Consider the following 21,429-nt stretch of genomic DNA (forward strand, 5'->3'; position numbering starts at 1 on the left):
TTCCCGCTGCCTGCTTTTGTTAGGCATTACAGCCCATCCGGCGATAAAAAATTGAATAATGCTGTTTGCTTTTCAATGGTTAGTTTAGAGACAAGGAAATGGATCTGGGATTGAGTTAGTGACATGTTTAATATGGAAATATTGTCCCTATCCATCCATCCTTCTGGTAACTCCAAGGCTCTTTCGATAGCTCTCGCAGTATAGTCACTGATATTCATCTGCCCCGTTGCCATCTTTGATATGTAGCTTGAGTTTGCAACTGATGCCAGTTTGGGTGCGGTATTATTATGCCCACCACCTGAATCCGTGAAGCCGGCGCCGACACTTTCCCTATCACCGCCAGCGAGCACTTTTTGATCATTCGCCCCGTGCAAGTTGGCTTTCGCAAGCCCGTTATTGCCAAAACCCACCGTGCTGATCGGTGCTGACGGCCCGTTTTGTCATGCCTTTCCACCCGCCAGGCACGACATATCTGGCGATCGCGTGTCGCTTGGAACTGCTTGTGGATAGAGTGTCGCCGATTGACGGTCAGCATGGCGTTCCTCGTGGATAACGCACTCGGCTCCGCAGCGTCTTGAGCACCGTCATGCGCCCGATATCCTGCCCGAAGTCGAGGATGATCTGCCGTGCCTTGTGAATCACGAGAGCCGCACGGTGCACCAGCTCTTGTAGCACGGTGCGCAGCCGCGCCGCTTGGCCGGGTGGCGAACCGGGCTCAGCTCGCCGGTCATGCCCAGCTGTCCCATCAGGCGCAGGATGTTGTAGGCCAACTGGGCGAGATGCAGGATCAGATCGTTGGTGGCGAACTTGCCGGACGGCAAGCGCTCCAGGTCGAGATCGGTCTTGATCTCGCTGTGAAACTGCTCATGGGTGGCATGCGCCTGGTAGCGTTTGATCACCGCCTCCGGCGCCTCGTCCAGGCTGGTCCACCAGCCTTCCAACTCATAGTCCGGTTCGAGCAGCAACTGGCCATCGCGATCGGCGGTGCGCTCTACCAGGCGCATCACGCGTTGGACGACGTATTCGGTCTTGTTGTCGTCGTGGATCGAGACGGTCTGCGACCACAGCGCCTGGCGCTTGCCAGGACGCAGCTCTTCCCAGTAGTCCGCCGCCACCGCCAGCCAGGTATCTCGATCAGCCGTGGCCGAGCCACGCGGGTTCCATTTGACGACATAGTCGAGCCGGCGCCCCTCGTCGGCAAAGACCTGGCGTTGCTGTTCGAGAAGCGCCAGGTGCGCCTGGCTGTCGAAGCCGCTGTCCTCGCGTAACAGGATCGGTTGCTTGGTCAAGCATTGGGCGCGAGGCAGTACCCGCTCCAGGAAGGCGTTGCTCTCCTTCATGGTGTGCTGCTTGCCAGGCCGCAGTTCCAGACCCAGGCACCACCCTTCGTTGCCCAGATAGGCGGCGATCGGGGTGTAGCCATCGACCTTCTGGTAGGTCCGCGAGACGCCTTCCTTCTTCGAGTTGCTGTTGTCCATGACGAAGGTGTCGATGTCCAGGCAGACGTGCGTCGTCTCGGCGGTGATCGGTGCTTCGATCAGTGACAGCAGGGTCGTGGACCAGGTGGCGGTGCGCGCCTGCAGGTCGTTGGCGGCAAGTTTTTCCAGCCGCTGTCGCAGTGTCGCCGCGCTCGGCACCTTCTGCAGGGTCAGCAGTTGTTGGAAGGGCTTGTCGCGGCGGAAGTTCTCGACAGCGTCATAGTCGCTCATGCCCAGACACAGCAGGCCCAGGTAGCTCTTGATCACGTCACTGGTGCGCATGCCCAGCGTGGTGGGGAAGCGGCTGTCGATGCTGTCGACGCCAGCGATCTCGAAGCATTGCCCGATGATGGACAGCCCGGCGTGGCTGGTGAGGGTGCGGCAACTGGCGCGGAACTTTATGTTGGGCATGGCACTGTCTGGGTGAATGGCGATAATGGCTATATTGCCATGCAGGTCAGTGGGTTAGAAGTGCTTCCGGGGGCCGGTCTCACGGATTCAGGCACCATTGATGCATCGAATTAAATCAAGGTTATGTGATCGAATTGACTGACACATATTCTTACGCCTATCCTAAATCACCTCTTTTTATGGCTTTCATGGCCAAAATCGCACCAACGACCATAAAGGCCAAGCCCGCGATAATCGATTGAATACCGGACATTTCAAATAGCGTAATCAATATAAACTGCCTGCCAAACAAAGGAAGGATAAATGAAAAAAGCCCAACGATGAAAATAGTTACGCCTAGTCCAAACATTTCTCATACTCCGTTTAGTTAAGGATGCCTAACAATGTATTAGACGGCTCGCTTTATGATTAAATGAACGTGCAGGCACTTTTTTCCGGCAAATGCAGCCAGCCAGATTCTCCCAAGCCTATGATTCTTTGAGACATTAATTTTAATTAGGCTACATATCCAAAACTCGCGTGCCTGCTGCATTACCCAGCATGTCCACTGCGGGTCGAAAAGCATCATCCGTTTACTTCCCCATAAAACGCCACCCTACCCGCAATAGCTTCCATCTCCTCAATCGGCTCCTCATAACTCCAAGCAATATTCCACCGTTCACCCAGCGAAAAATACACCGCACGCCCTTTAAACGGGCAATAGGTGATCTTTTCAGAAGCAGTAAGTAAGTCCATCTGCACGTCTTCACGTGGAAAGTAGTGGCGTGGCGGGTAGCCGTGTTCGCGGAGTTCCAGCGTATTGGTGGAGTCGGCTAGCAGAATGCCATCCACCCGCACTTGCATGCGCTGCTTGCTTGGGTGAAGCGTTATGCGAGCATTCTGCATTGTGTTGTCCCTGCGGCGTTATTCGCTCTAATACTTTGAGCCTAGCAGCAAACATGGGTTAAGCCTACCTCGGGGGCTTAGTTTTTAGTCGATCATGAATGCTTTGAGAGGAAGGTGAGTCATCACTTCCACGCTACCGCTGCACGCTGGAATGGTCGCGGGCTAAAGCCACCTCCCACGGGGCTGGTTCACCTCTGGGGGAAGTGGTCGCGGGCTGAAGCCACCTCCCACGGTGGCTAGGTGAAGACGGTTTGCTGGAAGCTTGCCCGCGCTGTTACGGCCGCATGCCACGCGGCAAGCTGGGGGTGCGCTTCTTTCCAGCGTATTTCTGGCAGCCGGAAGGCGAGGTATTCCAGCGCGACGGCGATGGCGATGTCGCCCAAGTGAATCGATGCGGCTGCGGGGTTGCCGCTCAGCTCGCTATTCAGTTGCTTCAACAGCCGCTGCATGGCCCTTGCCCGGCGTTGGCCCAGCTCGCTCTGGTCGATCTCTTGGCCATAGTGCTTGCGGGCAATCACGGTGGTGAATGCGGCATCCATGAGGTTTTGGCCCAGGCCTGCCAGGTGCAGCACGTCACTCAACGAGTTGGTAGGCAGTATGGGCGGGGTGGGCTTTACGTTGTCCAGGCTGTCCAGATACATGGCAATCAACATGGATTCGCTGAGGGTGGTGCCCTCCTCCGTTACCAGTGCGGGGATGCGCCCGGCGGGGTTGGCCTTCAGAAGGTCGGCGTCGTCGGCCCAGGGGTCGCACCACTTGAGCGTCACGGCGTCCATCAGGCCTTTTTCCAGTAATACGATGCGCACCAGCCGCGCATAGGGGGATGTTGCGTTCAGGTAGAGCTCCATGGTGGCCTCCCTTTGTCTGAATAGTGCTTGTTAGGTTATTGGGCAGAAGGATGTGTGCGGCGCTGCTGTACGCCCCGGCTTAGCAGTATTAGCAACAAGCCAAGGGCAAGCGCCATGCCGCTGATGATGAAGAGCGGCGTGTAGCTGCCCCACATGCCAAACAGCGCCGACATGGCATAGCCTGCCCCTGCCTGGGCAGCGGCGAAAGCGGCCGTGGCTCGCCCCCAGAGCTGCTTGTGGGCGGTGGGCCCGACCAGCTCGGCCAGGCGGCCAGAGGTAAGGGCTACGATGCCGGGAATCATTGCCCCCACCATGAACGAGGAAACCGACTGGCTGAGCAGGGCAAGCGAGAACACCGGGAGCATGACGGCAGCGGCCTTGGCCGTAAAGGCGATCATCAAGCCCCCTTGCCACCCCACGCGCTGGGCCAGCGCCCCCACCATGAACGGCCCGCACAGGGCACCCAGCCCGAAGATTCCCCATTGCAGGGAAGCGGCTTGATGGCCTAGGGCATGCTCCCTGGCGAGGTAGTCCACCCAGAACACGGTGTGGGGCACGAACCCCACCGCATCCAGCGCGTAAGCGCCGATGACCAGCACCACCACCCACTTTACCCCCGCATACCCAACGGGGCTATGACCCACCGGGCTTGCCGCCTGGCTTGCCACAGGGCGTGGGGGCAAGCGCGCAACGCCCCAGTCGCACGACAGGCCAGCCGCCAAACAGAGCAGCCCCAGCGCACCCCAGGTGAGCGAGAGGCTTACCCCGAGCAGTGACGGCACAACGAGGGCGGAAAGCAGCGCTCCAAACCCGATACCGGTAAACACCAGGGCACCGACACGGGTTCGCCTTTCCGGGGGCGTGGCCGCCAGCGCCAGCGAGGGACCCACGACCATCAAGATCCCCCCGCCTACCCCCGAGACCAGCCGCCAGAAGAAGAACCAGTGAAAGCCACCCGCCCCCGCGCAAAGCAGGAAGCTGAGCCCGATACCCGCAAAGCTTGCCGCCAACACCCAGCGCGGCGCAAAACGCTCGCTCAGCGAGTGGGCGGCAAGCGCGCCGATAAAATACCCCAACAGGTTGGCCGCCCCCAGGTAAGCACCCTGGCTTGCGGTAAACCACCCTTGCTGAATGATCGCGGGCAATAACGGCGTATAGGCAAAGCGAGCAATACCTATCGCCGCCAGGGTCGCCATGATGCCGGTCATTAACGCGGGCAGATCGTCGGTAGTGAGTGTTCGCTTCATCAAGCCAGTTCCCTTTGGAGCCACCTCAGGTAGGTCAGCAGCAGGTAGTTACCCTCTTAGGCTACGCGTGCGTAGCCATTCCTGGAAACGATTAGTTTTGATAGCTACTATCTTGTTTATAGATAACCTGACAGGGAGACGGCGCGTGCAACTTAAATCGCTGCGACTGCTCGTGGCCGTGGCCGACACCGGCAGCTTTGGTGCGGCGGCCAAGCAGCTGCACACGGTGCAATCCAATGTGACCACCCACATTAAAAAGCTCGAGGAGGAGTTAGGCGTACAGCTGATTCACCGTGCGGGGCGGGTTCGCCCTACCAGTGCCGGGTTGGCGCTGGTGGAGTACGCCGAGCGCATGCTGTCGGCCCACGATGAAGCGGTGTCGCTGTTCAAAGGCCAGGAGAAGGCGTGTGGGCGGCTGCGCATCGGCGCCATGGAGACCACGACGGCGTTGCGCCTTCCGCCGATACTAGCGGCGTACCACGCAGCGCAGCCTGACGTTGATATCCAGATCAAGACCGGGCCTACGGCTGAGTTGGTCGAGTTGTTGCTTAACGGGCAGGTGGACTGTGTTTTCGTGGCCGGTCGGCTCGAGCATGGCCGCTACCACTCGCTCAAAGCGTTTAGCGAGCAGCTTGTATTAGTCGGCTCTGCGCCGATGACGAAGATGCCCTCTTCACAAGCGCTGCTGACATCTGCCTTCTTGGCGTTTCGCCAGGGATGCAGCTACCGCCAGCGTATCGAGCTGCTGCTGGCCTCCCAGGGTGTCAATGCAGGTCGGATCTTCGAGTTTGGTTCACTGGACGCAATGCTTGGCTGCGTTGCTGCCGGAATGGGTTACACGGTACTACCCCGTGGGACGGTTGAAGCCCATCAGCACCGGTTCGGGATTCACACGCTGGAACTGCCCACGCCCATCGCCAATGTCGATACCTATTTTGTCGCCCCCGAACCAGAAACCTGGACACCCGCCCTGGCAAGCTTCGCTGAGACGTTGCGTGATGCGGTGGTGGAGGATGAACTTCAGTTGACTGCGTCGTGAATGGGGTAGCGACAATACGCTATAGCGTTGCTGTCCAAAACACATTCATTCAGGCAAGCCGTATTTCTTGCGAATATCCGCCACACTCGTAATGTTACCCGCTTGGCTATTTGCCATGCCCTTTTCGATGGTCTCCCGGATGTAGATCTCATGCATAAGGTCTTCCCAGGTGGCATTCACAGGAATGTTGCTCAATTAGCTTGTGCGCGTCATCTTTGCTCATCGTGGCTGACATGGTGACTACCTTTTTTAGGTACGTAGAAAATACTTTTATAGGTTACCTTGGGTTACCGTGAATGTTGCGGTTTATGCCATTTTCTGCAAATACATCGCGTGTCCTTTTAAATATTTTTGATTGCCTCCGCTATCTGCTTGAGCCTGGGCCCAGGAATCCAACTCACGGCTTAAATACTTAATACCTATAACTGCCACTATCCCAACAAATGCTACTGATGCCTACTGGCTCCTGCAGGCCTTCTTCACAAAATGGGCCGTCACCATCATGTCGCCGACGACGTAGACTTTGCAGTCCAGTTGGTGATCCTTGCTGTCCGTGATCTGCTTGATAACGGCCTTGGTGCCCACCTTGAGTACCAGTGAGCTGCCTTTGACCTTGAGGTCTTTGATCATTGTTACCTTATCGCCTTCCGCTAACAGCGTGTCGTGAGCATCTTTTATCGACACGGTGTCTTCCGCCATGGACTCAGTGGGGTTCCATTCGTGGGCGTATTCGGGGCAGAGGAACAGGCATTAATCCTGATAGACGAATTCGGATTGGCTAGTTGAGGCAAGGTGGGCACGGCATGAGTGATGACTTCTGTGGTTTGGTTTAGGCTGATAATGATACTGAGCCATTGGCACCGTGGCTAATGCCTTCACGCCCGCCCAAGAAAGGAGCATCAGGATGAACAAACGTGACCTTGAAGCGACCTACCGTGATTACATCACCTGCCTCAATAATCAAGACTGGATGAAGCTTGGCCAGTTCGTGCATAACGATGCCCACCACAACGGCAGCTACCTAGGCGTTAATGGCTATCGCGCCATGCTAGAAGCCGACTACGAGCAGATACCGGATCTGCACTTTAACATTGAGCTGCTGGCCGTTGATCCACCGCATATCGCGTGCAGGCTGCGATTCGATGTCACACCCAAAGGAAGCTTCCTTGGCCTTGCGGTGGATGGCAAAAACGTGACGTTTTGCGAAAACGCGTTCTACCTGTTTAGCGATGGCAAGATTAGAGAGGTCTGGTCGGTGATTGATAAAACCGCGATTGAGACTCAGCTAGGTTAAACGTTGCGGTTATCCCCATCACGTACGAATAGAGCAGAATAGCGGATCGGTAGGCCCAGCCCTGGTGGGCCTTATTTTGTGCCGATGTTGGTCTATTGAAGCGCTATCGGAGGAAGCGCTATCGGAGCCGTTTGACTGACTACCTGCTCTTTCTGGAGTGTCATTAACTTATCACCTGAACGACACAGCTTTGTCACTTAGGCGGGCTACCGTTGCATTGTGAGTCACAATCAAGTGAGCTCATACATTGCAGAAGGTGATCCAATGGAGCCTATTCAATCCTCTGACTTAATGCTCCGCATCGAGAAAATGGGGGTGACATATCCTGGGAATGTCCTCGCACTCCGCCCCACCACCGTCGATTTCCACAAAGGGGAGTTTACGGTACTACTCGGCCTTTCCGGTGCGGGTAAATCGACGTTACTGCGTTCTCTCAACCACTTGGTGCGGCCCAGCACTGGCAAAGTGATCTCGGCCGAGCTAGGTGCGCTCGAAACCCGGTCTACGGTACGCCGCCATCGGTGCAAAACCGCCATGGTTTTCCAGCACCATCAGCTCATTGAACGCCATACGGCGCTCCAGAATGTGCTGACCGGTCGGCTTGCTTACCACAGCACCTGGCGCAGTTTGTTTCCGCTACCCAGGCAGGAACAGGCGCTTGCTCTGCACTGCCTGGACCGCGTAGGCATGGCCGAGAAAGCGCTTACCCGGGTCGATCAACTCTCCGGCGGGCAGCAACAGCGGGTGGGCATTGCGCGTGCCTTGGCGCAGCAGCCCGCCATGATATTGGCGGACGAGCCAGTGGCCAGCCTTGACCCGGCAACCTCTGAGCGAGTGCTCACGTTACTGCGGGATATATGCCGTGAGGATGGTATTACCGCCATTATTTCACTGCACCAGCTGGAGTATGCCCAGCGGTTTGCTGACCGCATTATCGGGTTAGCGAATGCCCAAATCGTTTTCGATGCGGCCCCCTCACAGTTACAGCAACGCCACCTGAACGAGATCTACCACGGCACGCGCGGAGCTGTGACCGACGCCGCTGAGACCACCGAACCCAACCCTCAAACCACCACTCCCTCCCCGATAAAACTGGAGATTGCCCAATGAAACCGCTATTCAGCTTTTTCTTTGCCATCTGTCTTATGTTTGGAATCGCCATGCCGGCCTTGGCGGCGGACCCTGATCCAAATCCGGATCTGTTAAAAGTCGCGCTACTCCCCGATGAAAATGCTTCTGAGCTGATCAAACGCAACGAGCCCTTTAAAGAGTATCTTGAAAGTACCCTTGGCAAAGAAATTGAGCTAATCGTCACCACGGATTACTCCTCCATGATCGAAGCCATGCGCTTTGGTCGCATCGACCTCGCCTACTTCGGCCCGCTCTCCTATGTCATGGCAAGAAGCAAAAGCGAGATCGAACCCTTTGCCGCCATGATTGTAGATGGCAAGCCCACCTACCGCTCCATCATCATTGCCAATGTGGATTCCGGCATTGAGTCCTATGCGGATATCGAAGGCATGAAGATGGCCTATGGCGACCGTGCCTCCACATCAAGCCACTTGATTCCCAAAACCGTGCTGCTTGAATCGGCGGGGCTGGAAGCAGGCGAGGACTATGAAGCCCACTTCGTTGGCACCCATGATGCCGTGGCGGTGAACGTGGCCAATGGTAATGCGGATGCTGGCGGGCTATCGGAAGTGATCTTTGAGCACGTAATGGATCGCGGCCTGATTGATCGCAACCAGGTTAGGGTGTTGGGCCACAGCGGGGAGTTTCCTCAGTATCCCTGGGCGATGCGCTCCAACCTGGACCCTGAACTCAAGCAGCAGATCCAAGATGCCTTTATTAGCATCGATGATGAAGAGATTCTGGACAACCTAAAAGCCGAAGGTTTCGCAGTTATCACGGACGCCGATTACGATGTGATCCGGGAAATGGGTAGTCTGCTCAATCTTGATTTCGCTGAGATGTAAGGGGGCATGATGAATCAGTCCAAAACAGCGCCATCCCCCCTTTCATCGCTTTCTCCTGACGCCGTGCTGGACGAACACGCGCGCGGTTGGCGGAGCAAGCTCTTCCAGGCGGGCTTGGTCCTGGCAGTGGTTCTCCTGGCAAGTTGGTATGTGGATCTGCTGGATTTTCGCACCCTGGCTAACGGGGTGCCTGCCATCGCTACCCTACTGGGAGAATCACTACCGCCCGACTTCACCAACGCCATGGATTGGATAGCGCCGCTGGTCGATACCCTCGCCATGAGCATTGCCGGTACGGCGATAGCGGTCACCGCTTCGGTACCCCTGGCATTCCTGGCCGCTCGCAATACCTCGCCCCACCCCGTGGTATTCCACGTAACCCGCACGCTGTTGAACGCTCTGCGTTCGGTGCCCGAGTTGATTATGGGCATTATCTTCGTTGCTGCAGTGGGTTTTGGCGCCTTGCCGGGCGTGCTAGCGCTCGGCCTTCATTCCATTGGGATGGTGGGTAAATTCTTTGCCGAAGCGATTGAGCATGTCGACCCAGACCCAGTGGAAGCCGCCAATGCCGCTGGCGCGACTCGCTTACAGGTTCACTGGCACGCGGTGCTGCCGCAGGTTCTTCCTCAGTTTGCCGATGTCTCCATCTATCGCTGGGAATACAATTTTCGCGCCTCGACGGTGATGGGCATGGTGGGGGCCGGCGGGATCGGCTTCGAGCTAATGGGCTCTTTACGCATCATGCAGTACCAGGAAGTCAGCGCCATCCTGATTGTCATACTCGTTATGGTGACAATGGTGGATAGCCTTAGCGGCCATCTTCGTAAGAAATTCAAGTAAGGAAATCAAATGAAACCAAGGGTTTTCATTACCCACCGGGTACATAACAGTGTGCTGGAAAGGCTGGAACAGAGCTGTGAATTAATCACCAACCAGTCAGACACTACCTTGCCCGCCGCCGAGGTAAAGGCCCGCGCGGCAACCGCAGATGGCATGATGGTGTTTATGCCGGACCAGGTCAGCGAGGAATTTCTAGCTGGCTGCCCCAAGCTGAAAGTCATTGGCGCCGCTTTGAAGGGATACGATAATTTCGATGTAGAGGCCTGTACACGTCATGGCGTTTGGCTGACCTTCGTACCGGATTTGCTGACAGTGCCAACGGCTGAGCTCACCATAGGGCTAACCATTAGCCTAATCCGACATGTTCGGGCGGCCGACGAGTACGTTCGTTCTGGCCAGTTCAGGGGGTGGCAGCCAACGTTCTATGGGCTTGGTATTGCAGACGCTACTGTGGGTATCGTCGGCATGGGCCCCATCGGCAAGGCTGTGGCAACGCGGTTCAAAGGCTGGGGGGCCACCTTACTGTATTCTCAGCCAGACGCCTTGCCCGCTGCGGAGGAGGAAACGCTCGGCGTGGCGCGCAAGTCGCTTGAAGAGCTGCTCGGGCAAGCCGACATTGTCATTTTGGCCCTGCCGCTCAATAAACAAACGCTGCATACCATGAACGCTGCGCGCTTGGCCCTGATGAAACCAGGCGCCTTTTTGATCAACCCATGCAGGGGTTCTGTAGTGCAGGAAGCTGCCGTTTTGGAAGCATTGGAGTCAGGGCAGTTGGGCGGCTACGCAGCGGATGTTTTTGAAATGGAAGATTGGGCTCGAGAGGATCGTCCGCAAGAGATTTGCCCCACTTTGCGAGCACATCCCAACACACTATTCACGGCACACATTGGCTCTGCCGTCGAGGATGTGCGGCTGATGATTGAACAGCGTGCTGCCGACAATATTCTGCAAGCGTTACAAGGAGAACGCCCTCAGGATGCGGCTAATTCGCCCACTATCACTGAGACAACTCCATGCTGAACTTGGTCTGGCTGAAAAGTTTTACCACACTGGTTCAGCATCGACGTTTTCAGGCCGCCGCCCAAGCTCTCGGTATCGCACAACCCACGCTTTCACAGCACATTCAAAAGCTCGAAGAACAGCTAGGTGCCCTGTTGATACGCCGCAGTAAAACGGGTTGCGAGCCCACCAAAGCAGCCCTGGCGCTTATGCCGCTTGCGCTTAGTATGTTGCAACTGGACGAGCGTGCTCGAGAAGTCGTTAGCGGTACGCGTTTACGCGTAGGGGCAAGTTCCAACATCGGTATTTACATGCTCCAGCCCTACGTGAGCACGTTCAAGAACATTCCGGCGGTACCTGAGCTGGATCTTGTGATTGATAACAATCCTAACATTGCTAGACAACTGACTAGCGGCGAGCTGGATATAGCGGTGATGGAGTGGTGGCACCCGAAATCTGGCTTCCAGGCAATGGATTGGCGACAGGAGCCCGTGGTGTTAATTACTTCACCCGATCACCCCTGTGCGGAATGGCATGAAATAGACCGGAAAACCCTCGCAGGAATGAGCCTGCTGGGCGGTGAACCCGGAACAGGTACGGGCCGGTTGCTGGCGAGTTTCTTCGGCGAAAGAGGGCCGTTCCCGAAGGTTTCAATGCAACTGGGCAGTACCGAAGCGGTTAAACAGGCTGTCAAAGCAGGCCTGGGCGTATCACTGGTGCTGGCGGCTTGCGTCGAAGCGGAGATCCGAGCGGGCACTTTGTGTGCTATCCCGGTCAGTGATGCCGGGCTGGCCAAGAACCTGAGCGTCATCTGCCCGGAGACGCTTGCACGGCAACCACCAGTCTCCACTTTCGTTAGTCATATCTGTCAGTGAGAAGGGAGGGACTAGTGATGACTGCGGTGCACGCGGGATGCTAGAAGAATACACTTTTAGAGTGTGTCGCCTTTAAACGGCCCCCGCGTGCCCTTTCCAACCCGCTTTCGAACCAACGCCGCCGTGCGCTTAAGGTGCGTGTTGTTGGCTCACTGTCTTAGATGCTCGCTCAACGCGACGAGATCTTCAGCCACAAAATCCCACGCTTCTTCAGCTTCTAAATCTTTGCTCTGGTGGGGCCCATACTCGGTGCGCCGGGGGATAAACGCCGTTTTCATGCCCACTGCGCGGGCAGCACGCAGGTCAGCATTATGCGCGGCGCACAGCATTACCTCTTCCGGCGGCAGGCGTAGCAAGCGGCAAGCCCCTAAATAAACCTCTGGGTCAGGCTTGTAGTGCTCGAATAACTCGGCGCAAAAAATCATATCCCACGGTAGCTTGGCGTGACGGGCAACATCGACCATTAATGAGACATTACCGTTGGTTAGCGTGGCGATGATGCCGTGCTCTTTCAAGCGCTGTAGGCCTAGCGGTACATCCGGCCAGGGGTCTAATTGGTGCCAAAAGTGATTGACGCGATCAATGGTCGCTTCGTCTAGCGCTATGCCTTGTTGATCGAATAGTTTGACCAAGCTTTCTCGATGCAGCTCATCGAGTACCGTCCAGGGGATTTCCCCTCTGCGCACCCTGTCCATGGAAGGCGCATAAAGCTGCCGCCATTGGTCAGCCAGTTCTTCACTGAGTAGATCGATCCCCAGTTCTTTCTCAAGTCCCCTGAACTGATGAATCAAGCTGGATCGCCAATCAACAATAGTGCCAAATACGTCAAACACGATGGCTTTCATTCGTATCTCCTTGTTGGATGGTTATTGCTGACGGCGTCGTGAGGTGGCAAGAAGCATCCTGGGCTGGTTTAGGCTTTTTTCACAAAGTGGGCGGTCACCATCATGTCGCCGACGCCATCTACCTTACAGTCTAGTTGGTGATCCTTGCTGTCCATTAATCTCTTGATCACGGCTTTGGTGCCCACCTTGAGTACCAGTGAGCTGCCTTTGACCTTGAGGTCTTTGATCATCGTGACCTTGTCGCCTTCCGCTAACAGCGTGCCGTGGGCATCTTTTACCGTGACGGTGTCTTCCGCCTGAACCTCAGCAGGGTTCCATTCGTGGGCGCATTCGGGGCAGATGAATAGGCTTTGATCTTGATAGACGAATTCGGATTGGCAATGGGGGCACGGTGGGCATGACATAAACGATAACTTCTTTGGCTTGGTTTAGACTGCGTATGATACTGAGCCTGCTTACCCTTGGCGAATGCCCGCACGCCAACCAGTCTAGGGCTTGAGGGTTATCGCGCTATGCTTGAAGCCAATTATGAGCAGATACCGGACCTTCACTTCAATATTGAGCTTTTGGCGATTGATTCACCCCATGTCGCGTGCAGGCTGCGATTGAGGCTCAGCTCAGTTAAACGTTGTGGTTATCCCCGTTAACAAACGAATAAAGCAAAATATCAGATCGGTAGGCCCAGCCTTGGCTTGCCCAAAACCGCTGGGCGGCTTCGTTCTCAGGAAGAATCATCAGGTGTGATTTCAAAATACCTTCGTTCTTCAATGCTTCCAGGCAGAGGCTAACCAGCTGTGTGGCAATGCCTAATCGGCGGTGGGTATGTGATACCGATAAGTGCTGCACATAGCCGCGCTTGCCATCGTGGCCCGCCATGATGGTACCCACCAGCTCTCCTGCTCTCTCTTGGTTTCTATCTCCCTCTTTGCTCTCTCCTTCGCCTTCTAATTCGGCCACAAAACTGAGGCCGGGATTGCGCAGTAGGTACTTCTCGATGCCTTCCCGTGAATCGGCATCGCGTAGCCGCACGCCTTGGCTTTCGCTCCACAGGGCAATGGCGGCTTCGTAGTCGTTGATCGTCATGGTGCGGTAGCGCATCAGGCGGTTCTCATTGGGTGGCGACATCGTCTTGTTCGTTCTGCTCGGCAAGGTGGTTGAAGTGATCCTTCTGCTCGGCCCATTTCAGCAGCGCATCCAGCGCGGGGCAGAGCGCTTGGCCCCACTCGGTTAGGCGGTACTCCACTTTGGGCGGCACTTGCGGGTACACCTTGCGCGCCACGATGCCATCGGCTTCCAGTTGCCGTAGCTGCTGGGCGAGCATTTTTTGCGAGATGCCGGGGATCAGCTTTTCAAAATCGGAGTAGCGTTGCACGTTACCGTCAAAGAGGTGGAAGAGAATAATCAGCTTCCAGCGCCCTTCCAGCATTTTTAATACATCTTCCACTCCGCTGGCCGCGCTAGTGGGCGTGTAAATCCTTCTCATGGGTAAGCCACTTACCTTTTTGTGCGTTCTTGATAATCGGTAAGCCTAAGCAGAAGATCCTCGTACAGCAACCACGATGAGGAAGGCCTACCATGAGCGTGTCACTCTCTACTCCCATTGCCACCTATATCGCCATTAGCAACGGCGCGGATGATGCCCCGCTGGCGGAGTGCTTTACCGCCGATGCCCGCGTGCTGGATGAAGGGCAAACCCACCAGGGCATTGCCGCCATTCGTGCCTGGTTACGCGACACCCGCCGCCAGTTTGAGTACCACGTGGCGCCCACCGATGTCTCTCGTGATGGCGACAAGATGGTGATTACCACCACCGTGACCGGCAATTTTCCCGGTAGCCCGGTGCAGCTGTTTCACCATATCGAATTGGTCGATGAGCGCATCCACAGCCTGGAGATTACCCCATGAACCTGCAGCTTAGTGGCCGTCGCGTATTGATTACAGGCGGTGGTAAAGGCGCGGGCGCGGCTGTGGTGGCGCTGTTTCGTGAAGAGGGCGCGCAGGTGCTCACCACCGCCCGAAACCGCCCCGCTGCCCTACCTGAAGAACTGTTCGTCGCCGCCGATCTCACCACGGCCGAAGGCTGCGCGACAGTGGCAGAAGCCGTGAAGGCGCGCATGGGCGGTGTGGATATCATCGTGCATGTGGTGGGCGGCTCATCCGCCCCGGCGGGCGGCTTTGCGGCCCTGGGTGAAGACGAGTCGCAGCAGGAGCTGAACCTGAACCTGTTCCCCGCCGTGCGGCTAGACCGCGCCCTGCTGCCGGGCATGCTGGCCCAGGGTGAAGGGGTGATCGTTCACGTGACTTCTATTCAGCGGGAGCTGCCTTTGCCGGAATCCACCACCGCCTACGCGGCGGCCAAGGCGGCGCTCTCGACTTACAGCAAGAGTTTGTCGAAGGAGGTGTCGCCGCAAGGCGTTCGAGTGGTGCGCGTCTCGCCGGGTTGGATCGAGACGGAGGCTGCCGTTGCCTTGGCAGAGCGGCTGGCCGAGCAGGCAGGCACCGATTACGAGGGGGGCAAGCAGATCATCATGGGCGCGCTGGGCGGCATTCCGCTGGGCAGGCCCTCTACCCCGGCGGAAGTGGCGAACCTGATTGCGTTCGTGGCCTCGCCGCTGGCGGGCTCGATTACGGGCACGGAGTTCGTGATAGATGGAGGCACGGTACCGGTGGTGTAGCGCTTGAGTCGGCGGGTATCTCAATTGCCGTTGGCGTCGGCGGGCGACGGCCCCTAGACTGAAGCTTCGTTTCTCTTAAGATACCCGGCCTATGCGCGTGTTTTCTAATCCGGTCGGTGCCGGTTCACTCTGGTTCGATAATTTGGTCACGGCGGATGGTGTGCCGGTGGCCTACGACCCCCAGGCGCGGGCGTTCATTCCCATGCCGCCCTTCTGCGCCAACCGCGAGGTGATTGGCTGTAACTGGATTGCCCCGAAGCAGGGCGAGTTCTGTCGCGCCTGCGCGATGACCGCCCTGGCGCCAGACCCTTCCATTTCCGATGCGATACCCCATTGGGCGCACACCGAGGCGGCCAAGCGCTGGGTCATCGATAATCTGGCCGCTGGCACTGGTTTCGCCCGGAAGACCCGGGCGCGCCGCCGGTGTTTCATATGTTGGCAGAAGGCGGTACGCCGGTACCCATGGGACACGTGGGGGGCGTGGTGACGATTAGCGTGGCGGAAGCGGATGCCGTGCTGCGCACCACCCGTAAAGAGGCGCTGGATGAACCCTACCGCACCATGATTGGCCATATGCGCCATGAAATCGCCCATATGCTGTGGTGGCGGCTTAGCCTGCGAGAGGATTTTCTGACGGCCTTCCGCGAGACGTTTGGCGATGAGCGGGAAGACTACCCGGCGGCGCTGCAGCGCCACTACCAAAACGGCCCGCCGGCGGATTGGCAAACGCGCTTTCTTTCCACCTATGCCTCTTCCCACCCCCACGAGGATTGGGCAGAAACCGCCTCGCACCTGCTGCACCTGACGGATATCACCGACAGCTTCGTATCGTCGGGCATGACCTCGCCCGCGCTACCGGACGACCACAACTGGGATGCCTACGCAGAGCCGGACGCCGAGCGGCTGATACATATTGCGGCCTCTTTGGTAGCGGGCGTGAACCACGTGAATCGCTCGATGGGCCTGTCGGATCTCTATCCTTTCGTGCTCTCAGATGTGGCCCTGCGCAAGCTGGCATTCGTTCACGACTGGCTGCGGCGTGGGGCACAAGGGCTGTAAACCACGTGCGCTTCGCTCGATGCGATCTAGTGAAGCCCCAACGCCTCGATCACCGCTGCCACCTGCTGGCGGGCCTCCCCTTGCAGGGTGTTCAGCGGCTGAGGCAGGCAGGGGGCGCTCACGCGGCCAGTGAGTTCGGCCATGGTCGCCACCACCCGCAGGCTGCCACCATAGTCGTGATACAGCGCCCATAGCGGGGCCAAGGCGTCGGAAGAGGCTTGGATTTCTTCGGCGTTGCCCGCTTGGGCGGCGCAGGTGAGCGCCAGCGCGAGTTCTGGGTAGAGCCCGCCGATCACCGAGTACCACGCCTCGCAGCCTGCCAGCAGGCCCGTGGCGGCGGCGGGGTCGCCGCTGATCCCGATGGTCACATCATGAGGAATCAGCGCCCGCAGCCGCGCCACACGAGCGTTGGCCTCGTCTAGATGGTTGGGCACCGGCGGAATTTTGATCGAGCGCACCTGGGGCAGCTCGGCAATGCGCCCGTGCAGTTCGTCGCTGAACGTAAAATGCGTGGTGCCAGGGTTGTCGTACACGCACAGCGGTACGCTGATAGCGCGGCTGATGGTGCTGAACAGGTTGAACACATCGTCATCGGTCAGCTTTTGATAAGAAACAGGCGCTAACAGTAGCCCGCTCGCCCCGGCCTGCTGGGCATGTTCGGCATTGGCCAGCACATCGCGAGTGCGCAGCGCGCCAATGCCCACCACCACGGGCACCCCAGCGGCGTTTTCCACGCCCAGCTTGGCCACCCGAGCCCGCTCTTCCACACTCAAATAGGCGTAGCTTCCAGTGGAGCCCAGCACGCCGATGGAATCCAACTGCGCTTGCGCCAAACGGCTCACTAGCCGGATGAATTCCTGCTCGTGGATGCCCTGCTCGTTCATGGGAGTCAGCGGAAACGCACTCAGACCGGTAAACATGGGGGTGTCCTTTCAGAAATCTTATTGACCGAAACTAAGGCCCAAGCGCAGCGCTTGCAGGCTATCGAGCTGTAACGTGACGTCATCAGAGAACAGCGGGTGGCCTTGTAATTGCACATTGACTGCTGCCTGGGAGCCACGGTAGCTAAGCGTCACGGCAATATTGGCGCTGTCGCTCACCGGGGCCAGCCAATCGTACTCGACGTTATCCACGCTCACCGATGACAGCCCACGGGCTTCTAACTGCTGCTCGACTTCCTTCTCGATCACCACGCCGTAGTAGAAATAGATGCCTGCGTAGCCCAACCCCAGCAGTACCAGCAATGAAAAGAGCTTGCCCATGGTTTTCCTCTGTTTGAGTACACGTGACGTTATCCCGCCGTCAAACGTGGATGAGGCCTGTTTTCTAGAAACAACGGCAAGTTGGGCTTGGTGGATTCAGTAAAACACAGAGCGGGCCATGATGGCCCGCTCTGTGTTTTTGATAGCGCTTTCCCACTTCCTTCAGGCTGGCAAACTGGCATGTTCCTGCTGGGCTTCTCGGCAGCCTCTCACACTCTCCGCCAGCTCTTTGACGAGCCCATGCACCCGCGCCACGGCGTCATCGCCGCGGCTGGCATGTTCGATGCAATCTACCAGTGCAGAACCCACTACCACGGCGTCGCTGAAGCGGCCAATGGTGGCGGCCTGTTCGGCGGTGCGAATGCCGAAGCCCACGGCAATGGGTAGCGGCGTGTGTTCGCGCAGCTGGTGCACGGCGCTTTCCAGACGCTCGGGTGTGGGGGCACTGCCGCCCGTCACACCCGCCACGGAAACGTAGTAGATGAACCCGGAAGCGTTGGCCAGCACCTTGGGTAGCCGCTTGGCATCGGTGGTGGGCGTGGCCAGACGAATGAAATCGATGCCGTGCTTGGCGGCGGGCTGGCATAGCTCTTCGTCGTGCTCGGGGGGCAGGTCCACCACGATCAGCCCGTCAACCCCTGCCTGGGCGGCGTCACTGAGAAAACGCTCGACGCCGTAGCAGTAAATCGGGTTGTAGTAGCCCATCAGCACGATGGGCGTGGTGCTGTTCTGCTCACGGAACTGGCGCACCATTGCCAGCGTTTTGGCCTGGGTCTGGCCCTTTTCCAGGGCGCGCAGGGCAGCCTTTTGAATGGCGGGGCCATCGGCCATGGGGTCGCTGAACGGCATGCCGAGTTCGATGATATCCACACCGGCCTCCGGCAGCCCGTGCAGCAAGCGGCGGGAGGTCTCGGGGTCCGGGTCGCCGGCAGTGAGGTAGCTGACCAGCGCTGGGCGGTTTTGCTGTTTGAGCGCGGCAAAGCAGCTGTCGAGCCGAGAAGTACGTTGCAAGGTAGGTTGCATGGGAGTCTCCTGTATCGCGCTCATGAGTGTTTCATGCCAAAGCGATCACCCAGATGCTGGGCCACGCTGTTCATGTCCTTGTCACCACGTCCGCTGAGGTTGACCACCATCAGGTGCTCGCGGGGCAGTGTCGGCGCACGCTTGGCGACTTCTGCCAGGGCGTGGGCGGTTTCCAGGGCGGGGATGATGCCCTCCTGGCGGCAGCAGATCTGGAAGGCTTCCAGCGCTTCGTCATCGGTGGCAGAGACGTACTCGACCCGCCCCTGCTCGTGCAGCCAGGCGTGTTCGGGGCCAATGCCGGGGTAATCGAGCCCTGCGGAAATGGAGTGGGCGTCGGTAATCTGGCCATCTTCGTTTTGCAGCAGGTAGGTACGGTTACCGTGCAATACGCCGGGGGTGCCGCCGTTGAGGCTGGCGGCGTGCAGGCCGCTCTTGACGCCTTTACCGCCCGCTTCCACACCGACCATGTGCACGCTGTCATCGTTGATGAACGGATAGAAAAGGCCCATGGCGTTGGAGCCGCCGCCCACGCAGGCAATCAGCGAATCCGGCAGGCGGCCCTGCTTTTCGAGCATCTGGGCGCGGGTTTCGTGGCCAATCACCGCTTGGAAATCGCGCACCATGGCCGGGTACGGGTGGGGGCCCGCTACGGTGCCGATGATGTAGAAGGTCTCGTCGACGTTGGTGACCCAGTCGCGCAGCGCTTCGTTCATGGCGTCTTTTAGCGTACCGGTACCGGAAGTGACCGGCACGATCTCCGCGCCCAGCAGCTTCATGCGGAACACGTTGGCCTGCTGACGCTCGATGTCGGTGGCGCCCATGTAGATCACGCAGGGCAGACCAAAGCGCGCGGCGACGGTGGCGGTGGCCACGCCGTGCATGCCCGCGCCGGTTTCCGCGATGATGCGCTTTTTACCCATCTGCTTGGCCAACAACACCTGGCCGATGCAGTTGTTGATCTTGTGCGCGCCGGTGTGGTTCAGCTCTTCACGTTTGAAGTAAATGCTCGCGCCGCCGAAGTGCTCGGTGAGGCGCTCGGCAAAATAGAGCGGGTTGGGGCGCCCTACGTAGTCGCCTTGAAAATAGGCGAGCTGGCGCTGGAATTCGGGGTCGTTTTTGGCGGTGGTGTACTCATCCTGCAGCTCGAGAATCAGCGGCATCAGAGTTTCGGCCACAAAGCGGCCACCAAAGCTGCCAAACATGCCGTTGGCATCGGGTAGGCTCAAGGGTTGGTTCATCATGACCTCTGCGTTTTGGGTGCGATTTAGGTTTGTGAAGACGTTAGCGCAGGCAGGCGGGAAGAAAAATCGATAAGATGGCAAGCACCTGTGAGTTTTACGCAACTGTTTCAGGAGACCCCATGCAAAACAGCCTGCCGCCCTTGAGCGCCCTGCGCGCCTTTGAAGCCACTGCCCGGCTAGGCAGCGTGACCGCTGCTGCCGATGAGCTGAGCGTGACCCACGGCGCGGTAAGTCGCCAGCTAAAGAGCCTGGATGAGCATTTTGGCGTGGCGCTGTTCACCAAGTCCGGGCGCGGGTTGGTACTTACCCACCACGGCGAACGGCTGCAAAGCGGCGTGGGCGAAGCCTTTGCAAAACTGAGGGATGGTTGCACGTTGCTCAAGCATGAGGTGGAAGAAGCGCCGTTTACCCTGGCCTGCCCCGGCAGTCTGCTGGCCCGCTGGCTGATTCCTCGTTTAGACCGCTTGAACCAAGCGCTGCCGGAGCTAAAACTTCAGGTGGTGGTGAGCGATGCCGAGCAGCCTGGGCAGCTGGAAACCAGTGTCACGCTGGCCTTTTTCGAACCGCCCTGGCCTGAAGAGGGTGAATTGATCACGCTGATGCCTGAGGAAATTTGCGCCGTCGCCAGCCCCCGCTTGGCCAGCGCTTGCCAAAACGCTGATCCGGCAACGCTATTTGCCAATAAGCTCCTTTATACCGCCTCGCGCCCCCAAGCGTGGCCCCAGTGGGCAGCCGCTCAAAAGTTGAATGGCAGCACCTTGGAAACGGCTCTGAAGAAGGGCCAAGGTTTCGCGCATCTTTATTACTTAATGGAAGCCACCGTAGCGGGCTTGGGGGTAGCTATCGCCCCTAGGCTACTGGTGGAGGACGACCTAAACAGCGGCCGGCTAGTCGCCCCCTGGGGCAGCATCGAAACCCCGGCCAGACTTTGCCTATGGCTACCCAAACACACCAACGCCCGCCGCAGCGAAGCGCTGGTGGATTGGTTACTAAGGGAGTTGAAAGGTTAGAGTCCTACTCGGTGCGGATACACCACGAACGCCAGCTTGTTGCCATCGGGGTCGCGCACATAGGCGGCGTAGAAACCATCGCCATACTGCGGGCGAAAACCCGGTGCGCCTTCGTCGCTTCCGCCGCTTTCCAAGGCGAGGTGATGCAGCGTATCGACCTCTTTGATATCGGCGAATTGGAAAGCGGTCATGGTGCCATTGCCGACGGTGGCCTCGTGACCATCGAAGGGGTAGCCTACGAAGTATTGGGGCACGTTGACATCGTCCGGGTCACCGAATGAGACGCAACTATCATCTTGCCAACAAATATCCAGCCCCATGGCATTGAACAGCGGCGTATAGAACCGCAGAGCACGCGCGAGGTCTTTCGTTCCCACCATGGTATAGGCCAGCATGCGCGTTCTCCTTACAAGCGATGGACA

General features: G+C 58.0%; 25 protein-coding genes and 3 pseudogenes. 12 read left to right on the plus strand and 16 right to left on the minus strand.

The window, feature by feature from the left end; translation table 11 throughout:
* Positions 1 to 26 precede the first annotated feature (26 nt).
* From RVM27_RS03820 to RVM27_RS03845, 6 genes and pseudogenes are all read right to left on the minus strand, one after another.
* Entirely contained in the window at positions 27 to 410 is a 384-nt protein-coding gene (locus RVM27_RS03820) for a hypothetical protein (protein ID WP_498957397.1), read from the minus strand.
* Between the two features lie 118 nt (positions 411 to 528).
* Positions 529 to 1,889: pseudogene (locus RVM27_RS03825) on the minus strand (IS1380 family transposase).
* Between the two features lie 157 nt (positions 1,890 to 2,046).
* On the minus strand, positions 2,047 to 2,238 hold the full coding sequence (locus RVM27_RS03830; protein ID WP_498957398.1) for a hypothetical protein: 192 nt from the start codon (positions 2,236 to 2,238) through the stop codon (positions 2,047 to 2,049).
* Between the two features lie 215 nt (positions 2,239 to 2,453).
* A complete protein-coding gene (locus tag RVM27_RS03835; protein WP_498957399.1) occupies positions 2,454 to 2,774 on the minus strand; it encodes a DUF427 domain-containing protein in 321 nt (106 codons plus the stop codon).
* A gap of 236 nt (positions 2,775 to 3,010) precedes the next feature.
* Positions 3,011 to 3,622: a glutathione S-transferase family protein gene (locus tag RVM27_RS03840; protein WP_498957400.1), complete on the minus strand. Its 612-nt coding sequence runs from the start codon at positions 3,620 to 3,622 to the stop codon at positions 3,011 to 3,013.
* A 35-nt stretch (positions 3,623 to 3,657) separates the two neighbouring features.
* Positions 3,658 to 4,869 (minus strand): MFS transporter, encoded by a 1,212-nt coding sequence (locus RVM27_RS03845; protein WP_498957401.1) that lies wholly within the window; start codon positions 4,867 to 4,869, stop codon positions 3,658 to 3,660.
* Between the two features lie 145 nt (positions 4,870 to 5,014).
* Here RVM27_RS03845 and RVM27_RS03850 point away from each other — a divergent pair, with 145 nt between their 5' ends.
* A complete protein-coding gene (locus RVM27_RS03850) occupies positions 5,015 to 5,908 on the plus strand; it encodes a LysR family transcriptional regulator (protein ID WP_498957402.1) in 894 nt (297 codons plus the stop codon).
* A 456-nt stretch (positions 5,909 to 6,364) separates the two neighbouring features.
* Here the strand turns inward: RVM27_RS03850 and RVM27_RS03855 are convergent.
* Positions 6,365 to 6,713: pseudogene (locus RVM27_RS03855) on the minus strand (zinc ribbon domain-containing protein YjdM).
* Between the two features lie 99 nt (positions 6,714 to 6,812).
* On the opposite strand from RVM27_RS03855, the gene RVM27_RS03860 reads away from it, so the two are divergent.
* From RVM27_RS03860 to RVM27_RS03885, 6 genes are all read left to right on the plus strand, one after another.
* Positions 6,813 to 7,202, plus strand: a complete 390-nt coding sequence (locus RVM27_RS03860) for an ester cyclase (RefSeq protein WP_498957403.1) — start codon at positions 6,813 to 6,815, stop codon at positions 7,200 to 7,202.
* Positions 7,203 to 7,466: 264 nt separating this feature from the next.
* Positions 7,467 to 8,312 (plus strand): phosphonate ABC transporter ATP-binding protein, encoded by an 846-nt coding sequence (phnC, locus tag RVM27_RS03865; RefSeq protein WP_022522626.1) that lies wholly within the window; start codon positions 7,467 to 7,469, stop codon positions 8,310 to 8,312.
* On the plus strand, positions 8,309 to 9,178 hold the full coding sequence (phnD, locus tag RVM27_RS03870) for a phosphate/phosphite/phosphonate ABC transporter substrate-binding protein (RefSeq protein WP_230835055.1): 870 nt from the start codon (positions 8,309 to 8,311) through the stop codon (positions 9,176 to 9,178). Before phnC ends, phnD begins: the two co-directional genes overlap by 4 nt.
* Positions 9,179 to 9,187: 9 nt before the next feature.
* Positions 9,188 to 10,018 carry a PhnE/PtxC family ABC transporter permease gene (gene phnE / locus RVM27_RS03875; RefSeq protein ID WP_498957404.1) on the plus strand — a complete coding sequence of 277 codons (831 nt, stop codon included), beginning with the start codon at positions 9,188 to 9,190 and terminating at the stop codon, positions 10,016 to 10,018.
* A 9-nt stretch (positions 10,019 to 10,027) separates the two neighbouring features.
* Positions 10,028 to 11,038 (plus strand): phosphonate dehydrogenase, encoded by a 1,011-nt coding sequence (locus RVM27_RS03880; RefSeq protein WP_133733741.1) that lies wholly within the window; start codon positions 10,028 to 10,030, stop codon positions 11,036 to 11,038.
* Positions 11,032 to 11,892 (plus strand): LysR family transcriptional regulator, encoded by an 861-nt coding sequence (locus RVM27_RS03885; protein WP_009287603.1) that lies wholly within the window; start codon positions 11,032 to 11,034, stop codon positions 11,890 to 11,892. Before RVM27_RS03880 ends, RVM27_RS03885 begins: the two co-directional genes overlap by 7 nt.
* 149 nt (positions 11,893 to 12,041) lie before the next feature.
* Here the strand turns inward: RVM27_RS03885 and RVM27_RS03890 are convergent, their stop codons facing one another.
* Entirely contained in the window at positions 12,042 to 12,737 is a 696-nt protein-coding gene (locus RVM27_RS03890; protein WP_044628438.1) for a haloacid dehalogenase type II, read from the minus strand.
* Positions 12,738 to 12,805: 68 nt separating this feature from the next.
* On the minus strand, positions 12,806 to 13,141 hold the full coding sequence (locus tag RVM27_RS03895; protein WP_044628437.1) for a zinc ribbon domain-containing protein YjdM: 336 nt from the start codon (positions 13,139 to 13,141) through the stop codon (positions 12,806 to 12,808).
* 108 nt (positions 13,142 to 13,249) lie between these two features.
* Here RVM27_RS03895 and RVM27_RS03900 point away from each other — a divergent pair, with 108 nt between their 5' ends.
* Positions 13,250 to 13,384, plus strand: a complete 135-nt coding sequence (locus tag RVM27_RS03900; RefSeq protein WP_152621765.1) for a hypothetical protein — start codon at positions 13,250 to 13,252, stop codon at positions 13,382 to 13,384.
* Here RVM27_RS03900 and RVM27_RS03905 read toward each other — a convergent pair.
* Positions 13,359 to 13,862, minus strand: a complete 504-nt coding sequence (locus RVM27_RS03905; protein WP_228168642.1) for a GNAT family N-acetyltransferase — start codon at positions 13,860 to 13,862, stop codon at positions 13,359 to 13,361. The two genes, RVM27_RS03900 and RVM27_RS03905, sit on opposite strands and share 26 nt — an antisense overlap.
* Entirely contained in the window at positions 13,846 to 14,220 is a 375-nt protein-coding gene (locus RVM27_RS03910; RefSeq protein WP_044628436.1) for a winged helix-turn-helix transcriptional regulator, read from the minus strand. Before RVM27_RS03910 ends, RVM27_RS03905 begins: the two co-directional genes overlap by 17 nt.
* A 92-nt stretch (positions 14,221 to 14,312) precedes the next feature.
* On the opposite strand from RVM27_RS03910, the gene RVM27_RS03915 reads away from it, so the two are divergent.
* From RVM27_RS03915 to RVM27_RS03925, 3 genes and pseudogenes are all read left to right on the plus strand, one after another.
* A complete protein-coding gene (locus RVM27_RS03915; RefSeq protein ID WP_044628435.1) occupies positions 14,313 to 14,642 on the plus strand; it encodes a nuclear transport factor 2 family protein in 330 nt (109 codons plus the stop codon).
* The gene (locus RVM27_RS03920) at positions 14,639 to 15,412 is read left to right on the plus strand and encodes an SDR family oxidoreductase (RefSeq protein ID WP_044628434.1); all 774 of its coding nucleotides are present in this window, start codon (positions 14,639 to 14,641) and stop codon (positions 15,410 to 15,412) included. The genes RVM27_RS03915 and RVM27_RS03920 overlap by 4 nt, the downstream gene beginning before the upstream one ends.
* A 91-nt stretch (positions 15,413 to 15,503) precedes the next feature.
* A pseudogene (locus RVM27_RS03925) lies at positions 15,504 to 16,471 on the plus strand (zinc-binding metallopeptidase family protein).
* 26 nt (positions 16,472 to 16,497) lie between these two features.
* On the opposite strand, the gene RVM27_RS03930 reads toward RVM27_RS03925, so the two are convergent.
* The 4 genes from RVM27_RS03930 to trpB all read right to left on the minus strand — a co-directional run bounded on the left by RVM27_RS03930 (position 16,498) and on the right by trpB (position 19,994).
* Positions 16,498 to 17,391 (minus strand): dihydrodipicolinate synthase family protein, encoded by an 894-nt coding sequence (locus RVM27_RS03930; protein ID WP_193461261.1) that lies wholly within the window; start codon positions 17,389 to 17,391, stop codon positions 16,498 to 16,500.
* Positions 17,392 to 17,412: 21 nt separating this feature from the next.
* A complete protein-coding gene (locus tag RVM27_RS03935; protein WP_193461262.1) occupies positions 17,413 to 17,733 on the minus strand; it encodes a hypothetical protein in 321 nt (106 codons plus the stop codon).
* A gap of 162 nt (positions 17,734 to 17,895) precedes the next feature.
* Complete coding sequence (gene trpA / locus RVM27_RS03940) at positions 17,896 to 18,744, minus strand: tryptophan synthase subunit alpha (protein ID WP_498957747.1); 849 nt, start codon at positions 18,742 to 18,744, stop codon at positions 17,896 to 17,898.
* Between the two features lie 32 nt (positions 18,745 to 18,776).
* Positions 18,777 to 19,994, minus strand: a complete 1,218-nt coding sequence (gene trpB / locus RVM27_RS03945; protein ID WP_498957748.1) for a tryptophan synthase subunit beta — start codon at positions 19,992 to 19,994, stop codon at positions 18,777 to 18,779.
* Positions 19,995 to 20,116: 122 nt separating this feature from the next.
* Between trpB and RVM27_RS03950 the strand changes: the two genes are divergently transcribed.
* Positions 20,117 to 21,007: a LysR family transcriptional regulator gene (locus RVM27_RS03950; RefSeq protein WP_230835058.1), complete on the plus strand. Its 891-nt coding sequence runs from the start codon at positions 20,117 to 20,119 to the stop codon at positions 21,005 to 21,007.
* Here RVM27_RS03950 and RVM27_RS03955 read toward each other — a convergent pair.
* Entirely contained in the window at positions 21,004 to 21,402 is a 399-nt protein-coding gene (locus RVM27_RS03955; protein WP_139526703.1) for a VOC family protein, read from the minus strand. The two genes, RVM27_RS03950 and RVM27_RS03955, sit on opposite strands and share 4 nt — an antisense overlap.
* Positions 21,403 to 21,429 lie beyond the last annotated feature (27 nt).

Source organism: Halomonas sp. KM007 (assembly GCF_050709225.1).
In the GTDB taxonomy this organism is placed as follows: Bacteria; Pseudomonadota; Gammaproteobacteria; order Pseudomonadales; family Halomonadaceae; genus Vreelandella; species Vreelandella hamiltonii.